We start from the raw sequence: 18,705 nt of genomic DNA on the forward strand, positions 1-18,705 counted from the left end.
AGTTTATTCTTCACTTTCCGTTGCCATATGCGACGGGACAGTGATTAAATAATCTCTATCCAGTTTGCCGCCCTTAGCTACAACGCGCTTGCCTGAGCCTAAATCGTAATCCTCAACATTAAGCTTACTTAACCAGGGATAAGCTTGGCGTTTCGCCAGCCAGAAAAACAATCGCTTGGCCTTTACGCTCTTACAGGCTCTCAAAAGCGTATCTAGTTTTCTGGGTGATAAATTCACCAGTCCCTGCACTAACTCATTGGCATGCTCAAACGTCACTGCGCCTGGCAAATCTATCAATAATTCCAATATCGCCTTCTCTGGGCATGAGAAATAGACAGGCGGCAATTCCGCTTTCCACTCATGCTCCTTGATGAAAGTCCTATCCATCAAAAGGGTTTCAGGCCACAGTTTACTTGTGCCATGCCTTTCAAACTCTACAGGTAGCGACAAACGCGCTAACCATGTCGGCAACTTACCTGCCGCATAGAGATGGATATGCGACTTACTGCCTAATGACAGATATTGCGACAAACCAGATAAAGAAAGTGCCGATAGCCCACCGACCACCACAGGTGGCACGTTTGCACTTTCGGCTTTCTCCATGCGCTGCATAGAAGCAACTACGCCTTCCCAGCTCACTGAGCGGGAATACTGGCTGTATACACCCGCTACCAGCAGCAACAGGGTTTCTGTTTTCACTGCATTATCAATGGTATGAGCACTTAAGCCCTGCTCAGCAAGCCACCTCTTAGTGGCTAACATGCCATAAGGCAAAAGCGTTTTAAGTGACTGTTTATAAGCCCCTTTTACACCGTCATACTGTGAAGTCGTGCTATTAACCAAGCGCACTTACCTTTCTTTGTATTTTGGCTATTAAGCTTTCTGAAGCAGCCTATTGGTTTACCTATCACTATATTTGCGGCGAATATCGCCGTAGAATTCAATTGATATAAACTATCATAAACATGCACAGTTTACCTATGTTATTTTTCACGGCGATTAACGCCGTAAAAATAGCATAAAGCAAACCGAAGGGGGGGGCGGGTGACACGGTTATGCGGGCAGCCCGTTGCCGGTCTGGCGACACCGGCTAGAAACGGGAGGCTATGAGGACAACCGCTAGAGGAGACCGGGAACCCTGACCAAGGCGCACCTCGGATTGGCCAATACAGCAAAACAAGTAGAAAACAGCACCTAAGCAAGGCTGAAACAGGTATGGAAACGCTCTCTGCGGAGAATAGCGGCTCTAATCTCCGTATAAATTACGGAGATTAATCTTGCCAATACTCCAAAGTGGTAGCGCTATGCTATTAACCTAAAAAAGATCAGTTGGGCAACGTGAAGTGTGCGTTTGTGGTGGCGCAGGGTAAGGGGCGCTCCTGCACAGCCCGCTATTCCAAGGAGTTGTAACGCCGCCACAAGCGTGCAATTCACGCTGTAGTGTGATTCACCCAACAGGTGACCATGACCGTCGAAGCTATTTTCTACAAAAGCAGGAACCTGCTATTCGGATCTGTTAACACTAATCGAATCGGCCCTTGAATGGAGCGGTCAACAGATTTTTTAGGTTTAAATACCTGCTTCACCGCCCGCTGGCATACAAAAAAGAATTTAACGCCCAAATAAACCTGTTTTTTTGCATTTGACGACGCTTTAGCATTTCAATTTCTAAAAGTTGGATATAATTTAATTGGGTAATTAGATTATTTGAGTGTTATGGACCTATCACTTGGTATGTTATCAGCTGTTAACAGCCATTCGTCTCAGTCTGGGCGGATGCCGCTTGCCCGTGATATCACCCAACTGCCCGGTTCAACAGATTCCGCTGCAACCCCCGCCACAGAAGAGAGCTCAACTGAGCGACCTGTACGGGAGAGCGGCCAACCCAGCCAACTCTCTCCGGAAGAGCAGGCCCAGGTAAGGGAATTGCAACAACGGGACCGGGAAGTGAGAGCCCACGAAGCTGCACATCGGGCAGCGGCAGGCGGCATGGTTTCTGGTGGTAGCTATACCTATCAGACAGGCCCTGATGGCAGGAATTACGCTGTTGGTGGAGAGGTATCGATCAGTGCCGCCCATGCCAGCACACCTCAAGAACAGCTCAGACAGGCTGAAACCATTCGCCGCGCGGCCCTGGCACCGGCAGACCCTTCACCGCAGGATCGCATGGTGGCTGCACAAGCTTCTGCAACGGCTTATCAAGCCCGTGGTGACATCAGGGCCGAGCAGCAACTGGAGATGAGTGAGCGGAAAGAGTCCAAACCTGCAGGAGAAGAGTCTGAAGATATTGCTATGCAAGAACTTCCCGTTCTGAACCGTCGCGCGATTGCTGCTTTCAGTGGCATTCAAGGCACACTTCACACTACCCCATCAACGATTGACGAAATTATTTAGTCACTTTTTCTGAGACCATTTCCAAAGAGAGTACAATCGCATCTTCCCTGGAATTATCAGCATCCGGGTAGTAACCTTTTCGCTGGCCTACCTCGACAAACCCCACCTTCTCATAAAGCTGAAGTGCGGCAAGATTACTTACCCTGACCTCAAGAAAAACTGTCTCTGCACCGTGCTGTCCTGCAACCTTCAGTAGACGCTGCATTAACTTCAGGCCCAGTCCCCGCTTTCGCCATTTGGGATCGATACAGATATTGAGAATATGAGCCTCATCGACCACGATCGACATTACACCATAGCCGATCATCTGTTTATCCATGGTCAACACCCAGCAGCAATATCCCACTCGCAGACAGTCCTGCAAGATACCCATCGTCCAGGGAAATGGATAGATCTCTTTTTCAAGGGCGAAAACCTGAGGCAGGTCCTGCTCCTGCATTGGACGGATTCCCAATAGCGGATCAGTAACCTGGGCACTCATGTATGTCCCTCTCGCAGTACTGAAAGGGCCAATTGTAGATCTTGCCAGGACTTTCCCTTCTGCTCCGGGGATCGGAGTAGATAAGCTGGATGATAGGTGACCACCAGCGGAATATTTCTTTCACCAAAAGCGTGGACTCGTCCTCTTAACTTTCCTACAGCAATATCAGTCTTGAGCAGATTATGGGCAGAGATTCGACCAACAGAGAGAATCAATCTTGGTCGGATCAACTCTACCTGACGCAAAAGATAGGCCTGACAGGCGAGCGCCTCTTCTGCTTTTGGGTCACGATTGTTTGGCGGCCGACACTTAACGATATTTGCGATAAACACCGCTTCACGTCGAAACCCCATAGCCCTCAACATGGCATTCAACAACTGCCCGGCGGGGCCAACAAATGGCTCTCCCTGCTTATCCTCATCTGCGCCAGGTGCCTCACCTATAACCAACATATCGGCCTGTTCGTTACCAACACCAAACACTGTTTGAGTAGCCCCACTGCGTAAACCGCACTGATGACACTGCTTAACCTGAGATCTTAAAGCTGACCAATCAGGGGTATCGATCTCAGTGGCGGTGGCGGGTGCGGGAACTGGCACGGCCTCTACCACAGCCCTCCTTGCAGGTGGAGGTGGAGCTGCTTCTGCCACTTCAACCTGTTGCTGCGAGGAGAGTTCAGCAACTTCATCTGCGAAATCTTCCGCATCAGCCGGTTGCCGAATCCGCCACTGGGTCACCCCCATCATCTTCAAATAGTGCTGACGACTCTGCTCATCCATTGCTTATGACTGAACGCCCCTGTGGATGGTTTCCCGGATACTATACATCACCGGTCTGAGGATGGGCTTTGGCGTCAGGGATAAGTATCTTGTTGACTGCATTGATGTAGGCCTTGGCAGAAGCGATAACGATATCGGTATCTGCACCTTGGCCATTGGCAATGCGTCCATCCATCTCCAGACGAACCGTCACCTCACCCTGGGCATCGGTACCACTGGTAATGTTATTCACTGAATAGAGCAGTAGTTCAGTACCACTGTTAACGATACTTTCGATCGCTTTAAAGGTGGCATCCACCGGCCCACCTCCAATTGCTGTTCCAGGCTCCTCCGCCCCATCCAGGCCAAGCGTTACCTCAGCACGAGGCGTCTCCCCGGTCTCGGAGCAGACCTTGAGAGAGACCAACCTGATCCTTTCATTGAAGGCCTCGGTCTTGGTATCTGTCATTAATGCCTGCAGGTCTTCATCAAAGATCTCGTGCTTTTTATCTGCCAGATCCTTGAAACGGGCGAAGGCCGCATTCACCTCCTCCTCTGATTCAAAACTGATACCCAGGCTCTCCAGGCGGGTGCGAAAGGCATTGCGGCCAGAGTGTTTACCCAACACCATCCGGTTTTGACTCCAACCTACATCCTCTGCACGCATGATTTCGTAGGTTTCACGAGACTTCAGCACCCCGTCCTGGTGAATACCAGACTCATGCGCGAAGGCATTGGCCCCTACAATAGCCTTGTTTGGCTGTACCGGAAAACCGGTGATATTGGATACCAGTTTGGAGCAGCTGACGATCTGGGTGGTATCCAGATTGGTCTGGCATGGGAAGACATCCTGCCGGGTCTTCACCGCCATCACGATCTCTTCCAGGGATGCATTGCCTGCCCGTTCTCCGAGACCATTGATCGTACACTCCACCTGTCGCGCCCCATTGCTCACCGCAGAGAGGGAGTTGGCCACCGCCAAACCGAGATCGTTATGGCAGTGCACAGAAAAAACCGCTTTATCGGAATTTGGAATGCGCTCACGCAGTTGATGAATCATCTCGCCGAATTGATGAGGCATGGCATAGCCTACTGTATCGGGTACATTCAGTGTTCGTGCACCGGCTTCTATCACGGCGTCGAAAATACGACAGAGGAATTCAATCTCAGAACGCCCCGCATCCTCAGCCGAGAACTCCACATTATCGGTAAATTTACGGGCTCGCTTAACCGCATGCACGGCCTGCTCGACTACCTGATCAGGATTCATCCTTAATTTATGTTCCATGTGGATAGGTGAGGTCGCAATGAAGGTATGGATGCGGGAGGAGTTGGCATGTTTTAGCGCCTCACCTGCTCTATCGATATCCTTGTCCAAGGCTCGCGCCAGACCACATATCGTAGAGTCCTTCACCACATTGGCAACAGCAGAAACCGCTTCGAAATCACCTGGGCTGGCAATGGGAAATCCGGCCTCTATGACATCCACTCGGAGCTTTTCCAAAGCCTTGCCGATGCGGACCTTTTCATCCTTGTTCATAGACGCACCCGGACTCTGTTCTCCATCACGTAGGGTGGTATCGAAAATGATCAATTGATCGGCTTGACTCATGCTTCTCTCCGGCAAGGCAGGGGATTTTTCCCTGAACGGTTCTTAAACCCGAATGCTTGCTGATATTACTATGTTAACTAGCGACCAGACAGGCCTCTTTCAGCCATAACGTACCTGCCTGGCGAGACTGTCCGCAGCTAGGCTAACTGTAAAATAATCTTAATATTAAGTGACTTCAAGAATAACCTAGTGTGGTGAAGCAGCGTTAGTTTTACCCTGCTTGACCGCTGTCATCACTATCCTGATCAGGTGCTCCATTCTGATCTGTCACACTTCTCTCCTCCCGGTGCTTACGCAACTGTGTCAGGGTCAACACCGGACCAGAGATTGCGTATGCAAGAAACAGTAAGAAGAGCACCGTTGGTGGATGGGTCTGGACAATGGCTAATACCACCACCACCACAACCAGGGCTATGAAGGGCACCTTGCCACTGAAATCGATCTCTTTGAAACTGTGGTAGCGAAAATTGCTGACCATCAGTAACCCGGTCAAGGTTGTCAATACTGCTGCTACCCAATTCAGACTCTCACCGGAAACTTCATAGTCCACCCCTAACCAAATGCCCCCCGCTATGATTGCGGCAGCAGAGGGGCTGGGTAAGCCCTGGAAATATTTTTTGTCTGCAATACCAATCTGGGTATTGAAACGGGCCAGTCGCAGCGCACCACTTGCGGTATATATAAAAGCAGCCAGCCAACCCAGTTTACCCAAATCACTCAAAGCCCAGATATAGACAACGAGGGCCGGCGCCAAACCAAAAGAGACCATATCAGAGAGGCTGTCGTATTCCGCACCGAAAGCAGACTGGGTCTTGGTCAGTCGAGCAACACGCCCATCCAGACCATCCATCAGCATCGCAACAAAGATCGCCACAGAAGCGAGTTCAAATTTTCCGTTGACTGCAGCAAGAATGGCATAGAAGCCTGCAAACAGGGCCGCGGTGGTAAAGAGATTGGGCAGCAGATAGATACCTCTGCTGCGTTTCTTCCGTTTACCTTCTTCAGTCTCGATCACATCTATAGCCTTTTTGTTTCAATGGCAAAAAATAAGCACGCCGGGATTGATTGGCAATCTCCCCAGTATCTTAGAGTGGCACTGTTTAAACCTGCTGCCTTGGTTGCGCCGGGCCGATAGTATAACAGGCCCTAGAGAGCACCGGTCGATTTGACATCAAGATAAGCATTCACCAGATTGACCGGCAGTTGTTGAGGTCGGCTATCGATTACCAGCCCACCCCGGTATTTAAGCCGGTCATGACTCTCCCTGCGCTCACCTAAATAGTCCACCACCGCCTGAAATCTTAACGCCCCCTGGCGATCAGTTACGGGCTGATCAACCACCTTATCCAGTGCCGCTTCATGTAGATCGGCAACCACCACCAGATGTCGCTTGGAGAGTATTGTAACCGCTTTGTGCAGCTCACTCTGCTCTTCTGTGTGACTATTGGTAAGTATCACCAACAGTGCCCTGCGACCTTGCAGAGAGATCAGCTTCTGCGCTGCTGTTAGGTAATCCGCAGCCTCCAGGGTGGCCTCAATATCATAGCTCCGATCGAGTAACCGGCGTACCAGATCCCCCCCCTTGACCGGTGGCTGCCAGCGATCAACACCACCAAAACTCAGAAAACCTACCGAATCTCCCTGACGCTCAGCAACATAGCTGAGCAATAACATCGCATTCAAAGCATGATCCAAGTGGCCACCATCTTCATCCCTATGGCGCATGTGTCGACCACAATCCAACATAAACACCAGCTGCTGATCCCGTTCATCCTGATACTCTTTGGAGATCAGCTTGCGATATCGGGAGCTGGCTTTCCAATCGATCTGTCGTAATGCATCACCAGTTCGATACTCCCTCAGCTGATGAAAATCGCTACCTTCACCTCGACGCTGGCGCCTTCGTATCCCCATCTGACTCAGATGGTTATCGGTTGCCAGCAGAGCAAAATGGGCAATCTCTCGAAAGTTGGGGTAGACCCTGACCTGGGTCGATTGGTTTATAAATCGCTTCTCTGTCCAGAATCCTAGAGTGGAGTGGATAATCAGTTCTACACCAGCAAAACTTTTCTCCCCCCGGGATCGAGGCAATATCCGGTACTCCAGGCTGACCTGACGCTGGGCAGGTAGATTAAGGGTCTGTGGCTGATCCCTGACTTCGCAATCTGGCGGATGGTGATCGTGCAGTGTCACCTGCAGGTTGCGGTCGGCACGATTCTCCAGCTCAATTTGTACATCGGTCCAAACACCAACAGGAATAGTGGTATGCAGTTTTCGCGCTACCTTTAGCGTGGGAACTCGTCGTAAACCCAGTAGATCCAAAAGTGCCAACATTAGAAGCAGAGCAGCTCCTGCTTTCCAGACACTACCCAAATCAGGGTACCAGGCTGCAAGTAGAGCCGGCAGCATGAGCAGCCCCAGAAACAGGATCAAACGTAGCGAGGGTGTCACTTTCTTGGTGCCGGTATATTATCCAGGAGATCCTTCAACACATCTTCCGCGCGATAGCCCTCGATCTCTAAATCAGTGGTCAAACGAATCCGGTGTCGCAGTACCGGAAGTGCTGCTGTTTTAATATCATCCGGTGTTACATAGTCTCTATCCTGAAGGAAAGCCTCCGCCCGGGCCGTGCGTAACAGCGAGATTATTCCCCGGGGACCCGGCCCGGCTTCAATACCATTCCACTCTCGGGCTGCCCTTACCAGTCGAACTGCATAGTTGATAATCTGTTCGTCCATCTGTAATCCAGCCACATGGGTCTGAATTTGAGGAATCTCTTGTGCCTTCAGCAATGGGCGTATTGCGGAAGTATCGAGTTGATCCCCCACCATCCCCTGAGTAACCAGAGAGACCATCGCCTGCTCATCTGCCTCGTCCGGGTAGTCGATAAAGACTTTCAGCAGAAATCTGTCCAACTGTGCCTGAGGCAGGGGGTAGGTTCCCTCTTGCTCAATAGGGTTCTGTGTCGCCAAGACAAGAAATGGGGCTGTCAAAGGAAAGGTTCGACCCTCGATGGTAACCTGCTGCTCCTGCATCGCTTCCAGCAGTGCAGATTGGGTTTTGGCCGGGGATCGGTTGATCTCATCCGCCAGTAGCAGATTACAGAATACGGGTCCCTTGCGTACCCGGAAATTCTCGCTCTTCATATCGAACATAATGTGCCCTGCAATATCGCTGGGCATTAGATCAGGGGTAAACTGAATACGACTGAATTCCCCCTGAATAGCAGCTGAAAGACTTCTAACCAAAAGTGTTTTCCCCAGTCCAGGTACACCTTCGACAAGCACGTGGCCGGCAGAGAAGAGGGCTAGAACCACTTCGTGGACAACCCGTTTCTGCCCAATCACTGCACGAGCAATTTCATTTTCTAATTCCCTGGCACGAGCCAGCAGATCCTGGGGGGTAGATGATTCATCATGCATGGCTATTTCACTTTCCTGTCCGGATGCAAGGCAGCGAGCAAACGCTGCAGATTGACTGTATTTTTTATCAATTGAGCACTATCCCCTTTGTTGGGGTAGAGCGTTTGATAGATGGCTGACGAGGTTAACCCTGTATGTTTCGCTATCCAATCACATCGCGCCTGTTGGTCGAGTTGTTGCAGCACCGGGTGGGCACTCAACCAGCGCTTCTCCACCTGATGCCTGGCACCCTGCAAAAGCCCGCTCTTCTGATCATTTCGCCAGGCAAATTCCCCACTGGCCAGGAGATGTTCCAGCAGATCGCGCCTGGCAGTCTCTTCCACTGTCAGTTTTGGACCTGAACTCCGACTCATTCGCCAAACAATCAATAGAATCATCGCAACAATGGTCACTACAAGGTAGGGAAACCATTGCCAGACCAGCGTAAACAGTGATGGCATCTGAGCACTGTAGAGTAACCATGCCCGCCCCCTTTCAGGTGCAAAATGAGCCATCAATCTGGCATGATCAAACTTTGAAATCTGCTGATTGGTGAAGATCTCACTATCACTGACCAGGGTCACCAGCCCCTCTCCCCAGGGAAAAACCAGAAATTGCGAATCGGAAACTACAGGGTTGACACCCTCAAAATCTGCATCGATTTCAAACCACCTCTGCTGATCAAAATCGACTTCCAACCCCTCATTTAGATTAGGCAGGAAAAGAGCTCCCCTATCGAACTCTTCCTCCTCTTCATCCAGGTAGAGTAAGCTGACCCCAAATTTTTGCAGCAGAGGATCTGCCCTTCCCGCTTCCTGTTGACCACTAGGACTGGCTACAAGATGTCCACCCTGCTCCACCCAGGTCAGTAACTTATCCACACTAACCTGAGGCAGTGGCGGTCCCAGGTCACGTACGAAGAGTAGCCCCTCATCCTCAGGTGGCTGCATCAGATAGGCTCTTCCTGACTGGCTCTGAACTTCCAGACCCAATCGTCTCAGAAATATTTCGGCTGCCAATAAGGGGTTCCTTCTCGCCTCTTCACCCATCGCCGATCGCTCTATCTTAGTGCGCTTCTCAAAATTCTTATCGAACCAGAGCCAGCCTAAAGCAGCAACCATTGCCGATAACACGATTATCACTGTGATGGTCATGCGATTACCCTGCATGATCCACCTCAAAATGGTTACCCCAAGAGCGACACAGTTCCAGCAGATGCGCTTTATCAGGCCGATGATGTGCATAGGCGAGCTGCTGCCAGGCGGCAGTCAATTCAGCAAAATAGTTGCTGATCCCTGGCTGAGCAAGAGTCTGACTCTGGGTCAGGCATTCACCTTCCGTCGCCCCCTCGTGAATTGGCAGGGCATATGCATGCACCAACTGCGACAGGGTAGCCCGATAGAGTAATCCCAAGCCATCCCTGATCTTCTCTTGTTCAATCAACCGTGCTGATGTTGAAGCTGGATCATCAGGTAGGGATTCCGGACGTAGATCCAGCCCAGCCACAACTCGCGGTGGTTCTCCTCGTTTCTGTTTTCCAAAACCAGATATGCCCAGCATCCCTCGATTTTGAAAATACCAATAGACAAGGAAAGCCAACACGCCAGCAACCAGGATCCACAGTAGAAACTCGCCCAAAGCAGCGATATGTTCGGCAATATCTTCAAGCCACTGCAGAAAGGCAGAATCCGACTCTTCAGGAGAATCTTCATCATCCCCTATATATTTCCAATAGTGGCGTTCTCTCTCCTGGCCGAAGGCTTCATCCTTTAAAACCGCCTCAATCAATGACTGGGATTCGGCTCGACTTATCTCCATAGCCTGACTGCTATCAAGCGGAGCCATGCCGGAAAATAAGAGAGCAAGGCAAGCAACCACCACTTTGCCTGCCACCCCAGGTCGAGGTGGATGCCGTTGTGCCAGCTGCCTCAAACCCAGTTCAAGATCCCAGGCCTCGAGTTGACTGCGTCGGGTCAAATAGAGCCCAAAGCCTGCTGCCACATAGAATGGCGCAATCAAAGACATGGCCGCCAAGGCAGACAGATGGTGCAGCCATTCGCTGACAGGATCGGGCTTGAATAGATAACTCTGCCAGTCGACCCAGAGCAGATCCTCAGGAATCAGAGCCAACATCAATCCAAGCAATCCAAACTGGAGGATCACCTCAAAATGGAGACCAACTGAGGTCAACCAAACGCTTACATTACTGGTTTTACCCAACACAGATATGCGCTTTGTTCGCCTTGCGCCCTTCAGCCCCTCCAGCACGACAACCGGCATAAAAAAAGAGCGGGAGAGAGTAAGCCTTCGCCAGGTGAGTGATGCAAACAGCTGCGGTAGAACAATCCGGGTCCACTCTTTGAAAACAGCAGAAAGGGTTACCTCTTCAGAGAAGACCCGGCGACTCATCCAGAACAGTAGAGGCGGCTCATAGGCAGGCTTTAACCACCACATAATCACCCCTGCAAGCCACAGTGGAAGGGGCAACAGCGTCAACAGCAGCATCACCGGCAGAGCACTACACAACCACAGTAACCAAAGATTCAGAAACCACTCACGCGCCATAGCGAAGCCCAGATCCATTCCCTCCCAACTGCTGCGTGGGCGCAATCTGATGGCGATCTTATTCAGATCCATGGGCGTTACGTCCTGTAAAAATCAGATAGAGTGCCACTAAACTCCAGAGCAACGCAGCGACACTATATTTTATCGAGATTGATACGCTACTGGATGACCAGAATGCCTCGATAAAAGCCGCAAAAAGCAGCATCATTGCAGCCCCCATCACCAGTGGCAGCGCATTAAACGCCCCTTTTTTCAGTGCCTGCAGTCGTGTCTGCTGGCCGGGAGACAACAGGGCATGCCCTAATATCAATCCCGCTGCGCCACTGATAACGATTGCCGTCAATTCAAACGAGCCATGTCCTGAAACAAACGGCCAAAAAGTATCGTGATAACCCAATCGACTCAAATGACCCGCTACCCCACCAATCACCAGACCATTGAACATAAGAAGAAACAGTGATCCCAAACCAAACAGAATCCCTGTTGCGAAAGTTCTGAAACCAATACCGATGTTATTCATTATGTAATAGCCAAACATCATAAAGTCTGTCTCGGAACTGCGCTCAGCTGCCCGGCCAGGCCGATCATTGGCAGGATCGTAGTTCTGTTCCATCTGGGCCACCATCGACTCGCTCATCACTGTATAGAGTAGATCTTCATTGAGATAGCAGGCCACACCCATAATCACTGCGGGTAGAAGAAAGGCCAGTAGCGAGACTACAAAATAACCGCTGTTCCGACGAACCGCTGTGGGAAATCCTGCAAAGATGAATTGCATCGTCCGCCATAGCCATGCCCCCCTGAATCGATAGAGCAGTGGATGGCCACGCAACACCAGACTATGTAACTGCTCCACCAGAGCAGGACTGAACCCTCGACTGCGTGCCAGGGCGTAGTGGCTGCATATCTGACGATATAGAGCAGGAAAACGTTGATGTTGTTCAGTGGTGAGTTGTCGCTTATGCCGGTTCAGCTGAAGATCGCTCATCAACGATTCCACCTCATCCCACAGAGGTAGATTTTCAGTCTCAAACTGTTGCTGTTTCATCAGCGCCCCTTGAGAATCCAGTTTGCATAAGCGGTCATGGCAGCTACAGCTTCAGCCCCCTCCAGGCCGGTTTGCTGGGAGATCAAGTTTGCCAACTCCTGTCGACGCTCCTCAGAGAGTTCGCCTCCCCTTTCTGCAAAGCTCAACAAAACCAACTGTTCATCTTCCGACAGATTCAAGGGTGGTTTCAGGGGAGGAGCGTTGGATGGGGCAACCCGCTCCTTTATCTGGTCACGATAGACAACCAGCGTTCCAGCGGCCAGGTCACCGAGGCGCTGAAAGCCTCTGTTACTCAACATTGCAATTAAACCGACTGCATAGAGAAAGGGTAGAAAATCTGCACTGCGCAGTAGGTTGCGAATGACTGAAGCACTGGGCGTAACCGGGGTACCGTTCTCCTGAATCACCAGGATTCCCATCGCCCGTTTGCCAGGTGTCGCACCATTCTGCAGTTCGAATACCACAGGATAGAACCACTCGATCAGAAACAGACCAATCAGCATCACGCCCCCGCCCAGTCCTCCAAAGAGACTCAGAATCACTGCCAGGACAATATAGATAACCGATCTTAACAAGGCATCAATAGCCCAGGCACAGGCGCGTACAACCGGGCCTGCAAGCCGGAATTGCAACATTACACCTTCGGGAATTTCATACCATCTTAGGGTATCGAGAGGTGAATCAGGAGTCCCTTCCTTCATGCCGAAGACCATTGATCAATCGTAAAAGATATCCCTATAGGCAGTGTAGATCGCTCCGATCTGGATTGGAAATATTACCAGGAAACCGATACCAAAGAGAATCATTGAAAGTATCGGAGAGATCGATGACAAGAACATAAACAGCCCATTCGCCAGAAACAGTAACAAGGCCAATAGAGTGTAGAGTGTCAGTGGCAGGATATTCTTCAGACAGCCAACGAAACTCAACTTCATGGCCCTCCAGGCGCTTTGATCATCCAGTGCAACCAGAGCAGGTGCGAAAATATAAGCCATCAAAACAACAGTAATGGCGATCACAGACAGGCCTAAACCAACCAGTATGGGTGTGGTCAGAAGCTTTGCAGCCGCTTCCTCTGCTCCTGCACCCAGGGCAATAAGGTCTTGAACTGAATCAACCAAGATAAACCCCATCCCCAAGCCGACCAGGAAGAGGGCCAACAGATAGAATAAGCCAACCAGAATGTTCTGCCCACCATTCTGACTGAAACCAGAAAACAGATAACCGATTGAAAATTGACCGCCCTCATCCTGCTCATTGCAAGCGATCATGAAACCTGCCATTAAGACTGGCCCCAACACCGAGACTATAATAGGGCCTAAAAAAGGCACTAGGGAGAGGAGTATATTCACTATGCCGAAGATCACCAGTGTGATCATCCAGGACCATGGTGCCTCTGAAAAGAGTCTCCACCCCCCAACCATCCAGGCAAATGCGCGGCCCGATGAAACTGAGCGAGGCCCGACCATCTCGTCATCACTCTCATCCTCAAGATCGGCTTCAGGAGGGGTATATGGGTCGTCCCTTTCGTCCCCACCCACTTCAGGGTCATTAACCCCCGTATCGCCATCTCGAACCTGGGCAGCAATATACTTGGCCGCGACAATACCGCAGCTCTGACAGATGCCTAACTGCATGTTGCCCGAGTCACACTTTGGACAGCGTTCTCTATGTATCTCTGATTGATCCAAAACCTCAGTAGTCTCATCATCACCACTACCGAAGCTTTCCAGTGTCAATTCTGAGGGATAAGAAGGCTCTTCAGGTGGGGGATCAGGATCCGGGTCTATTTCGATAACCATGCCAAGCTTTTCAAGTGCTTCCCTATACTTAAGTGCTTTTTCCCGATCAAGATCCTTCTTTAAGGTAACCGCTCTACCGCTGCCAACCAGCTTTTGTGCCTTCTCCTGCCCAAGTTTGAATTTTTCACTGAATATTGCGACAAGACGCGCCTGATCTGCTGAAGGCTCTACCTTTCCAGTATAGATAACTCTAAAAACTTCTGACATTCCTACGGTTCTCCAAAATACCCAAACAACTGTCAGCACTTACTACTGAGCAGATATTCAGGCTCATCCTATGCATTACCCAATATACCCAACTGGTCTCCGGGTTATTATTCTATTACGGCAAGAAGTGGAAGTCCTTGAATTGTTGAATTTTAACCGAATAGAGGAATTCAAATCCTATTGAACATCAGAATTCAATCTAGTGTGGTGCGTCATACTAGGGCCTGTTAACACTAATCGAATAGGCACTAACTAAAGTGCATCTTCAAGGATAGTTTCAAACAGATTGATGATATCCTTTGTCGCCTCCCCTCCATCTCCCATTAGATGAGGGACACGATAGGCTGCGTAGACCTTTCCTGGTTCACTCTGTTTGACATAAACAGCAATGGTAAAAGGACATATTGCGATATTCTCCGGCGCAGCCTGGGCCATTTTATGTGACATCAGAGCGCTGCAGAACTCCACCGATTCAGCTTTTAAAAAGAGCTGGGAAAAGCCCAGATCAGAGGCGGTTCGATTCAACATGTCACTGACATGCAGGGTTCCGCTAACCAGTAGCCCCTGATCAACGACCGCCATCTTGACATTTTCCACCACATCTTCGAAAGACTCTTCCGATGTGAAGACACTCACTGGATCCCCTCCTCCCATCTCCGAGGCTGACACCAGGCTGGAACTGAGAAGAAGTGAGCAGATAACCCAAAGAAACTTCATCATAACCTCCAAATCATTCAATTTAATAGTTAGCCAACCCCCTCAGCCCACAAATTGCACGGGGTTATATTTATCCTTAAAAGGCTCATCCATCAATGGATCTGGGCTGTCACATACGAAAAGTGAGCACCTGGATATCTGAAACCGATGCAGTGAGGGGTGCAAACTGCCTGAATAGAGCATGAGACAATGATCGAACAGCTGAAACCTATTCTCCCCGCACCATAATCAGTCATCTTCAGAGCGAGCAGACCAATGATATAAGGTCAGTATACCTATCGGATCAAATAAGCAGCAAGCAGACAACCCGCGGATTAGCACACCTATGGCATCCCCCAATCACAGCACCCCCCTATTTGGGTATAGGCACTAAATATAGGGGCAAACAGCAGACTGCCTATGGGGCATATAGTGATTTATTCACTTGAAATATATTCAGTCTATATATCATCATTCGCAGCTCAGGATTATAGTACTATTTAGCTGATTTCAGCTATCATACACATCGACTGAGCTTAGTGGGCCGCTCGGTAAATTCCATAATTGGAGATTAAAGTTTGTTACAATTCGCCCAGTTCACGGCGCTTAGACAGAGAGAGTAAGGAGATAGAATGTGACAATGCACATTGATATCTTTATTTCTTCATCAGATAGTCAATTACAGCATTATGAACCAAGTAGATACCCACAGCTTCAGAAATAGCCTTTATTGCTGTATGGAAGAAGACGCTGTCTCTATCTTTTACTTATGCAAGTATAATCTGAGAGGAGAACAATGATCGGCAATGACAAGCTCATTTCCTGATGACCTTTAAGAAGGATCTAAAGCTTATTCCTGGGATCGTTAGAACCGGATCACTTGAACAGATGCAATGCCACCCAGGCAGAGAAGTTGTTTAACAGATTTGGCACTAACGCCGAACAAAGGATTAATTAACTGCCTAGGCCGGAGCATAGGCAGATACTGAAATTTTAATATAGAGCCGATTTATGTTTGAACTGGAAGCCAATCACGACAATCTTGCTGCTGATGCCATTCCAGATGACATCAAACAGCAGTTTCAATCCAGGAATCCGGAGATTCGTGGATATACCGTACTGCCTTGGGAAGAGCACTGCACCGAATGTGCAATGCCTGAATGCTATCAGAGCTGCGATCTATATGAACCTCGCGATGATGGCAAATGCCGTCGATTTGTTGGTGGCATATCCCCCATCAAAGGCACTTCTCGACAGATCGTCGGTATCGCATTCAAGCGCTGGGGTCAGCTGATGGCCTATGCAAATCTAAACATGATGCCATTTTCAACAGCCTCCAGGGTCGAAAAATTTGTTTCTGCCTTTGATATGTTTGTCAGTTTAATACCCGATAAACGTATCTCTATCAAAGGCAGGCCATCTATAACCACTAGGATCCAACGCCGACTTAAACAAATTCTTACTAAAAACGGATTCCTCAAGGAGGCTTCTGCAGGAGACCCTGAACAGTTCATGATGGAGGTATACAACCCGAATCCTGACAGCGTCAATCTATCACTGGTCATCAGCAACACGGATCAGACTGAATACAACATGGGTTACCAGGAGCTCGTAGAACTGAAACCTGGATTCAACAGAATCACGATTGAGTTTGAGAAAATAGCAACCCGCCTGGATCTGAATAAAAGATTTAATATCACCCTGAATCCCAATATTCTCGATAAATCAGCTGAAGGACTCACCCTCTACTTCGGCCTGCTGACTTTCATCTGGCTGGAAGAGTCCAGACAATCAGATCAAAGTGAAAAGTCCCCCACCATCAAAGTCATCGCATGGGATCTGGACAACACAGTTTGGGATGGCATCCTGATTGAGGACGGCACAGATAAACTCAAACTCAAACCCGGCATTATAGAGATCATTAAGCAATTGGATAAACGCGGCATACTGAATACGGTAGTAAGCAAGAACAATCCAGATGATGCACTCAACTTCCTGCAGCAGATAGGACTCAAGGATTATGTGGTCTACCCCAAAATCGGTTGGGGACAGAAAGGTCAATACATCAGAGAATTGATTAAAGATTTTAACGTAGGCGCAAACACTTTCGCCTTCATCGATGACCAGCCATTCGAACGGGATGAAGTCAAATCACTCAATCCTGATGTTCGTGTCTATGATGCGCTAGAGTACGACAAACTACTCTCAATGCCTGAATTCAACCCTAGAGTCAGTAGTGAATCACACCTCAGACGACAACTCTACCAATATGAAAAGACCCGACAAGACGAGCTATCAACTTTTGATGGTGACTACCTGACATTCCTTCAATCCTGCGAAATCACCCTCAATATTGACCAGGCTACTATTGAAAAGATCGAGAGAATTCAGGAGCTCGTGCAACGTACGAATCAACTCAATTTTTCTGGTAATCGCTACCAACGCGAACAGATCGAAGAGATTATGGCGAATGAGGAGAAGGATGCTTTTGTCATCGACTGCTATGATAAATATGGTATTTACGGCACCATTGGATTCGCCATAGTCAACAACCGGAATGCCCAGCTTATCGACTTGATGTTCAGCTGTCGTGTGCAGTCAAAACGTGTTGAACATGCCTTTATCTCATTTCTATTGTCGTACTACAAAAAGCAAGATCACTCACATCTGACTGCTCTTTATAAAGAGAGTGATCGAAACAAAAAAGCGGCTACTGTCTTTACTGACATGAACTTCTCCATCAAAGAGAAGCAGGACAACCTGACAACTTTTGCCTATGACCTCGCCAAACCCATTCCCGATGATGGCGTCATCAAGGTCATATGGAGCGGCAACTGATGTCTCTCCTCCTGAAAGCACTTCAAGAGATAAAAACACGGGTATACCAATCTTTCATCAACGACACCCGCAAAATTAAACTCAATCAGGCTATCATCAGCGTTACTTTTGATGATGTCCCCTACAGTGCTTTAAAAAATGGTCTTGCCATTCTGGATAAACACTCGATTAAAGCAACCTTTTATATTGCAACCGGACTCGCCTCCCCTGAGGATTTAATAGATTCAGAAACCGATTCAGCAGAACGTTTTCTAAACCGCTCAAATGTCGAACAGCTACACCAGTCAGGACATGACATTGCCTGCCACACTTACAGTCACTACAGACTCGATCAGGGGAGCGCTGAAGAGATGGAGCGTGATGCTGAACAGAACATCAACACACTCAGTTCCTGGATAGAAGGAAAACCGATCCAGCACTTTTCCTACCCTTTCGGACTGGTTAGCTTCAAGGCTAAAAAGCTACTATCAAAACACTACAAAACCATGCGCAGTTCGAGACCGGGCATCAATACTGATCCGAGCGACCTCTATTTACTCAGAGCAACCAGCATCTACAATCCCAGCTTCAATAGATCCTCTATGGCTGAACTCATCAGCACAACAGTTAGACAGGGTGGGTGGCTTGTCCTATATACGCATGGTGTTGATGGCAATCCTGGAGCATATGACTGCACCCCAGAGCAGCTCGATTGGGTACTTGGGCAAGCAGTGAATAGTGGCGCACGCATTCTACCTATTGCGGATGCTTATGATATTGTCAGCAACACCTAAAAGAGATCACTCAAGTATCGAGCAGGGGCCAGATACTGGTTTAGTCGTCCTGTAGAAACACGCCATATGGAAATATGGTTACCCCCCTACTTCCAGATGATATTTAAAAACAAACCATGCGTCCCGCGTA

Annotated in this window: 16 protein-coding genes; 3 read left to right on the forward strand and 13 right to left on the reverse strand. The window is 49.2% G+C overall.

Annotated elements, in window-relative coordinates:
- Positions 1-3: 3 nt before the first annotated feature.
- Positions 4-849 carry a type IV toxin-antitoxin system AbiEi family antitoxin domain-containing protein gene (locus AC4IE7_RS01305; RefSeq protein ID WP_490774995.1) on the reverse strand — a complete coding sequence of 282 codons (846 nt, stop codon included), beginning with the start codon at positions 847-849 and terminating at the stop codon, positions 4-6.
- Between the two features lie 867 nt (positions 850-1,716).
- On the opposite strand from AC4IE7_RS01305, the gene AC4IE7_RS01310 reads away from it, so the two are divergent.
- Positions 1,717-2,394, forward strand: coding sequence for a putative metalloprotease CJM1_0395 family protein (locus AC4IE7_RS01310; RefSeq protein ID WP_490774996.1), 678 nt, complete (start codon positions 1,717-1,719; stop codon positions 2,392-2,394).
- On the opposite strand, the gene rimI is transcribed toward AC4IE7_RS01310, so the two are convergent.
- The 12 genes from rimI to AC4IE7_RS01370 form a co-directional block, all read right to left on the reverse strand.
- A complete protein-coding gene (gene rimI / locus AC4IE7_RS01315) occupies positions 2,387-2,875 on the reverse strand; it encodes a ribosomal protein S18-alanine N-acetyltransferase (RefSeq protein WP_490774997.1) in 489 nt (162 codons plus the stop codon). The two genes, AC4IE7_RS01310 and rimI, sit on opposite strands and share 8 nt — an antisense overlap.
- Positions 2,872-3,654, reverse strand: a complete 783-nt coding sequence (locus tag AC4IE7_RS01320; RefSeq protein WP_490774998.1) for a uracil-DNA glycosylase — start codon at positions 3,652-3,654, stop codon at positions 2,872-2,874. Before AC4IE7_RS01320 ends, rimI begins: the two co-directional genes overlap by 4 nt.
- A 40-nt stretch (positions 3,655-3,694) precedes the next feature.
- The gene (locus AC4IE7_RS01325) at positions 3,695-5,245 is read right to left on the reverse strand and encodes a 2-isopropylmalate synthase (protein ID WP_490774999.1); all 1,551 of its coding nucleotides are present in this window, start codon (positions 5,243-5,245) and stop codon (positions 3,695-3,697) included.
- 211 nt (positions 5,246-5,456) lie between these two features.
- Positions 5,457-6,257: a CDP-diacylglycerol--serine O-phosphatidyltransferase gene (gene pssA, locus AC4IE7_RS01330; protein ID WP_490775018.1), complete on the reverse strand. Its 801-nt coding sequence runs from the start codon at positions 6,255-6,257 to the stop codon at positions 5,457-5,459.
- A gap of 134 nt (positions 6,258-6,391) precedes the next feature.
- Positions 6,392-7,696: a DUF58 domain-containing protein gene (locus AC4IE7_RS01335; RefSeq protein WP_490775000.1), complete on the reverse strand. Its 1,305-nt coding sequence runs from the start codon at positions 7,694-7,696 to the stop codon at positions 6,392-6,394.
- Positions 7,693-8,667 carry an AAA family ATPase gene (locus AC4IE7_RS01340; protein WP_490775001.1) on the reverse strand — a complete coding sequence of 325 codons (975 nt, stop codon included), beginning with the start codon at positions 8,665-8,667 and terminating at the stop codon, positions 7,693-7,695. The genes AC4IE7_RS01335 and AC4IE7_RS01340 overlap by 4 nt, the downstream gene beginning before the upstream one ends.
- Before the next feature lie 2 nt (positions 8,668-8,669).
- Entirely contained in the window at positions 8,670-9,815 is a 1,146-nt protein-coding gene (locus AC4IE7_RS01345; RefSeq protein ID WP_490775002.1) for a DUF4350 domain-containing protein, read from the reverse strand.
- Positions 9,805-11,283 (reverse strand): DUF4129 domain-containing protein, encoded by a 1,479-nt coding sequence (locus tag AC4IE7_RS01350; protein ID WP_490775003.1) that lies wholly within the window; start codon positions 11,281-11,283, stop codon positions 9,805-9,807. Before AC4IE7_RS01350 ends, AC4IE7_RS01345 begins: the two co-directional genes overlap by 11 nt.
- Positions 11,270-12,259 (reverse strand): stage II sporulation protein M, encoded by a 990-nt coding sequence (locus AC4IE7_RS01355; RefSeq protein WP_490775004.1) that lies wholly within the window; start codon positions 12,257-12,259, stop codon positions 11,270-11,272. The genes AC4IE7_RS01350 and AC4IE7_RS01355 overlap by 14 nt, the downstream gene beginning before the upstream one ends.
- Positions 12,259-12,960 (reverse strand): RDD family protein, encoded by a 702-nt coding sequence (locus tag AC4IE7_RS01360; protein WP_490775005.1) that lies wholly within the window; start codon positions 12,958-12,960, stop codon positions 12,259-12,261. The genes AC4IE7_RS01355 and AC4IE7_RS01360 overlap by 1 nt, the downstream gene beginning before the upstream one ends.
- A gap of 15 nt (positions 12,961-12,975) precedes the next feature.
- A complete protein-coding gene (locus AC4IE7_RS01365) occupies positions 12,976-14,268 on the reverse strand; it encodes a BPSS1780 family membrane protein (protein WP_490775006.1) in 1,293 nt (430 codons plus the stop codon).
- Between the two features lie 252 nt (positions 14,269-14,520).
- Positions 14,521-14,988, reverse strand: coding sequence for a DUF302 domain-containing protein (locus AC4IE7_RS01370; RefSeq protein ID WP_490775007.1), 468 nt, complete (start codon positions 14,986-14,988; stop codon positions 14,521-14,523).
- 987 nt (positions 14,989-15,975) lie between these two features.
- On the opposite strand from AC4IE7_RS01370, the gene AC4IE7_RS01375 reads away from it, so the two are divergent.
- Entirely contained in the window at positions 15,976-17,802 is a 1,827-nt protein-coding gene (locus AC4IE7_RS01375; RefSeq protein WP_490775008.1) for an HAD-IIIC family phosphatase, read from the forward strand.
- A complete protein-coding gene (locus AC4IE7_RS01380; RefSeq protein WP_490775009.1) occupies positions 17,802-18,575 on the forward strand; it encodes a polysaccharide deacetylase family protein in 774 nt (257 codons plus the stop codon). Before AC4IE7_RS01375 ends, AC4IE7_RS01380 begins: the two co-directional genes overlap by 1 nt.
- Positions 18,576-18,705: the final 130 nt, after the last annotated feature.

It is taken from the genome of Candidatus Thiodiazotropha sp. AKAK3, assembly GCF_058244645.1.

Excerpts from the sequence above, each read along its gene's own strand:
- AC4IE7_RS01310 (WP_490774996.1), top strand. The coding sequence starts at position 1,717 with ATGGACCTATCACTTGGTATGTTATCAGCTGTTAACAGCCATTCGTCT.
- rimI (WP_490774997.1), bottom strand. The coding sequence starts at position 2,875 with ATGAGTGCCCAGGTTACTGATCCGCTATTGGGAATCCGTCCAATGCAG.
- AC4IE7_RS01320 (WP_490774998.1), bottom strand. The coding sequence starts at position 3,654 with ATGGATGAGCAGAGTCGTCAGCACTATTTGAAGATGATGGGGGTGACC.
- AC4IE7_RS01325 (WP_490774999.1), bottom strand. The coding sequence starts at position 5,245 with ATGAGTCAAGCCGATCAATTGATCATTTTCGATACCACCCTACGTGAT.
- AC4IE7_RS01340 (WP_490775001.1), bottom strand. The coding sequence starts at position 8,667 with ATGCATGATGAATCATCTACCCCCCAGGATCTGCTGGCTCGTGCCAGG.
- AC4IE7_RS01345 (WP_490775002.1), bottom strand. The coding sequence starts at position 9,815 with ATGCAGGGTAATCGCATGACCATCACAGTGATAATCGTGTTATCGGCA.
- AC4IE7_RS01350 (WP_490775003.1), bottom strand. The coding sequence starts at position 11,283 with ATGGATCTGAATAAGATCGCCATCAGATTGCGCCCACGCAGCAGTTGG.
- AC4IE7_RS01355 (WP_490775004.1), bottom strand. The coding sequence starts at position 12,259 with ATGAAACAGCAACAGTTTGAGACTGAAAATCTACCTCTGTGGGATGAG.
- AC4IE7_RS01360 (WP_490775005.1), bottom strand. The coding sequence starts at position 12,960 with ATGAAGGAAGGGACTCCTGATTCACCTCTCGATACCCTAAGATGGTAT.
- AC4IE7_RS01365 (WP_490775006.1), bottom strand. The coding sequence starts at position 14,268 with ATGTCAGAAGTTTTTAGAGTTATCTATACTGGAAAGGTAGAGCCTTCA.
- AC4IE7_RS01370 (WP_490775007.1), bottom strand. The coding sequence starts at position 14,988 with ATGATGAAGTTTCTTTGGGTTATCTGCTCACTTCTTCTCAGTTCCAGC.
- AC4IE7_RS01375 (WP_490775008.1), top strand. The coding sequence starts at position 15,976 with ATGTTTGAACTGGAAGCCAATCACGACAATCTTGCTGCTGATGCCATT.
- AC4IE7_RS01380 (WP_490775009.1), top strand. The coding sequence starts at position 17,802 with ATGTCTCTCCTCCTGAAAGCACTTCAAGAGATAAAAACACGGGTATAC.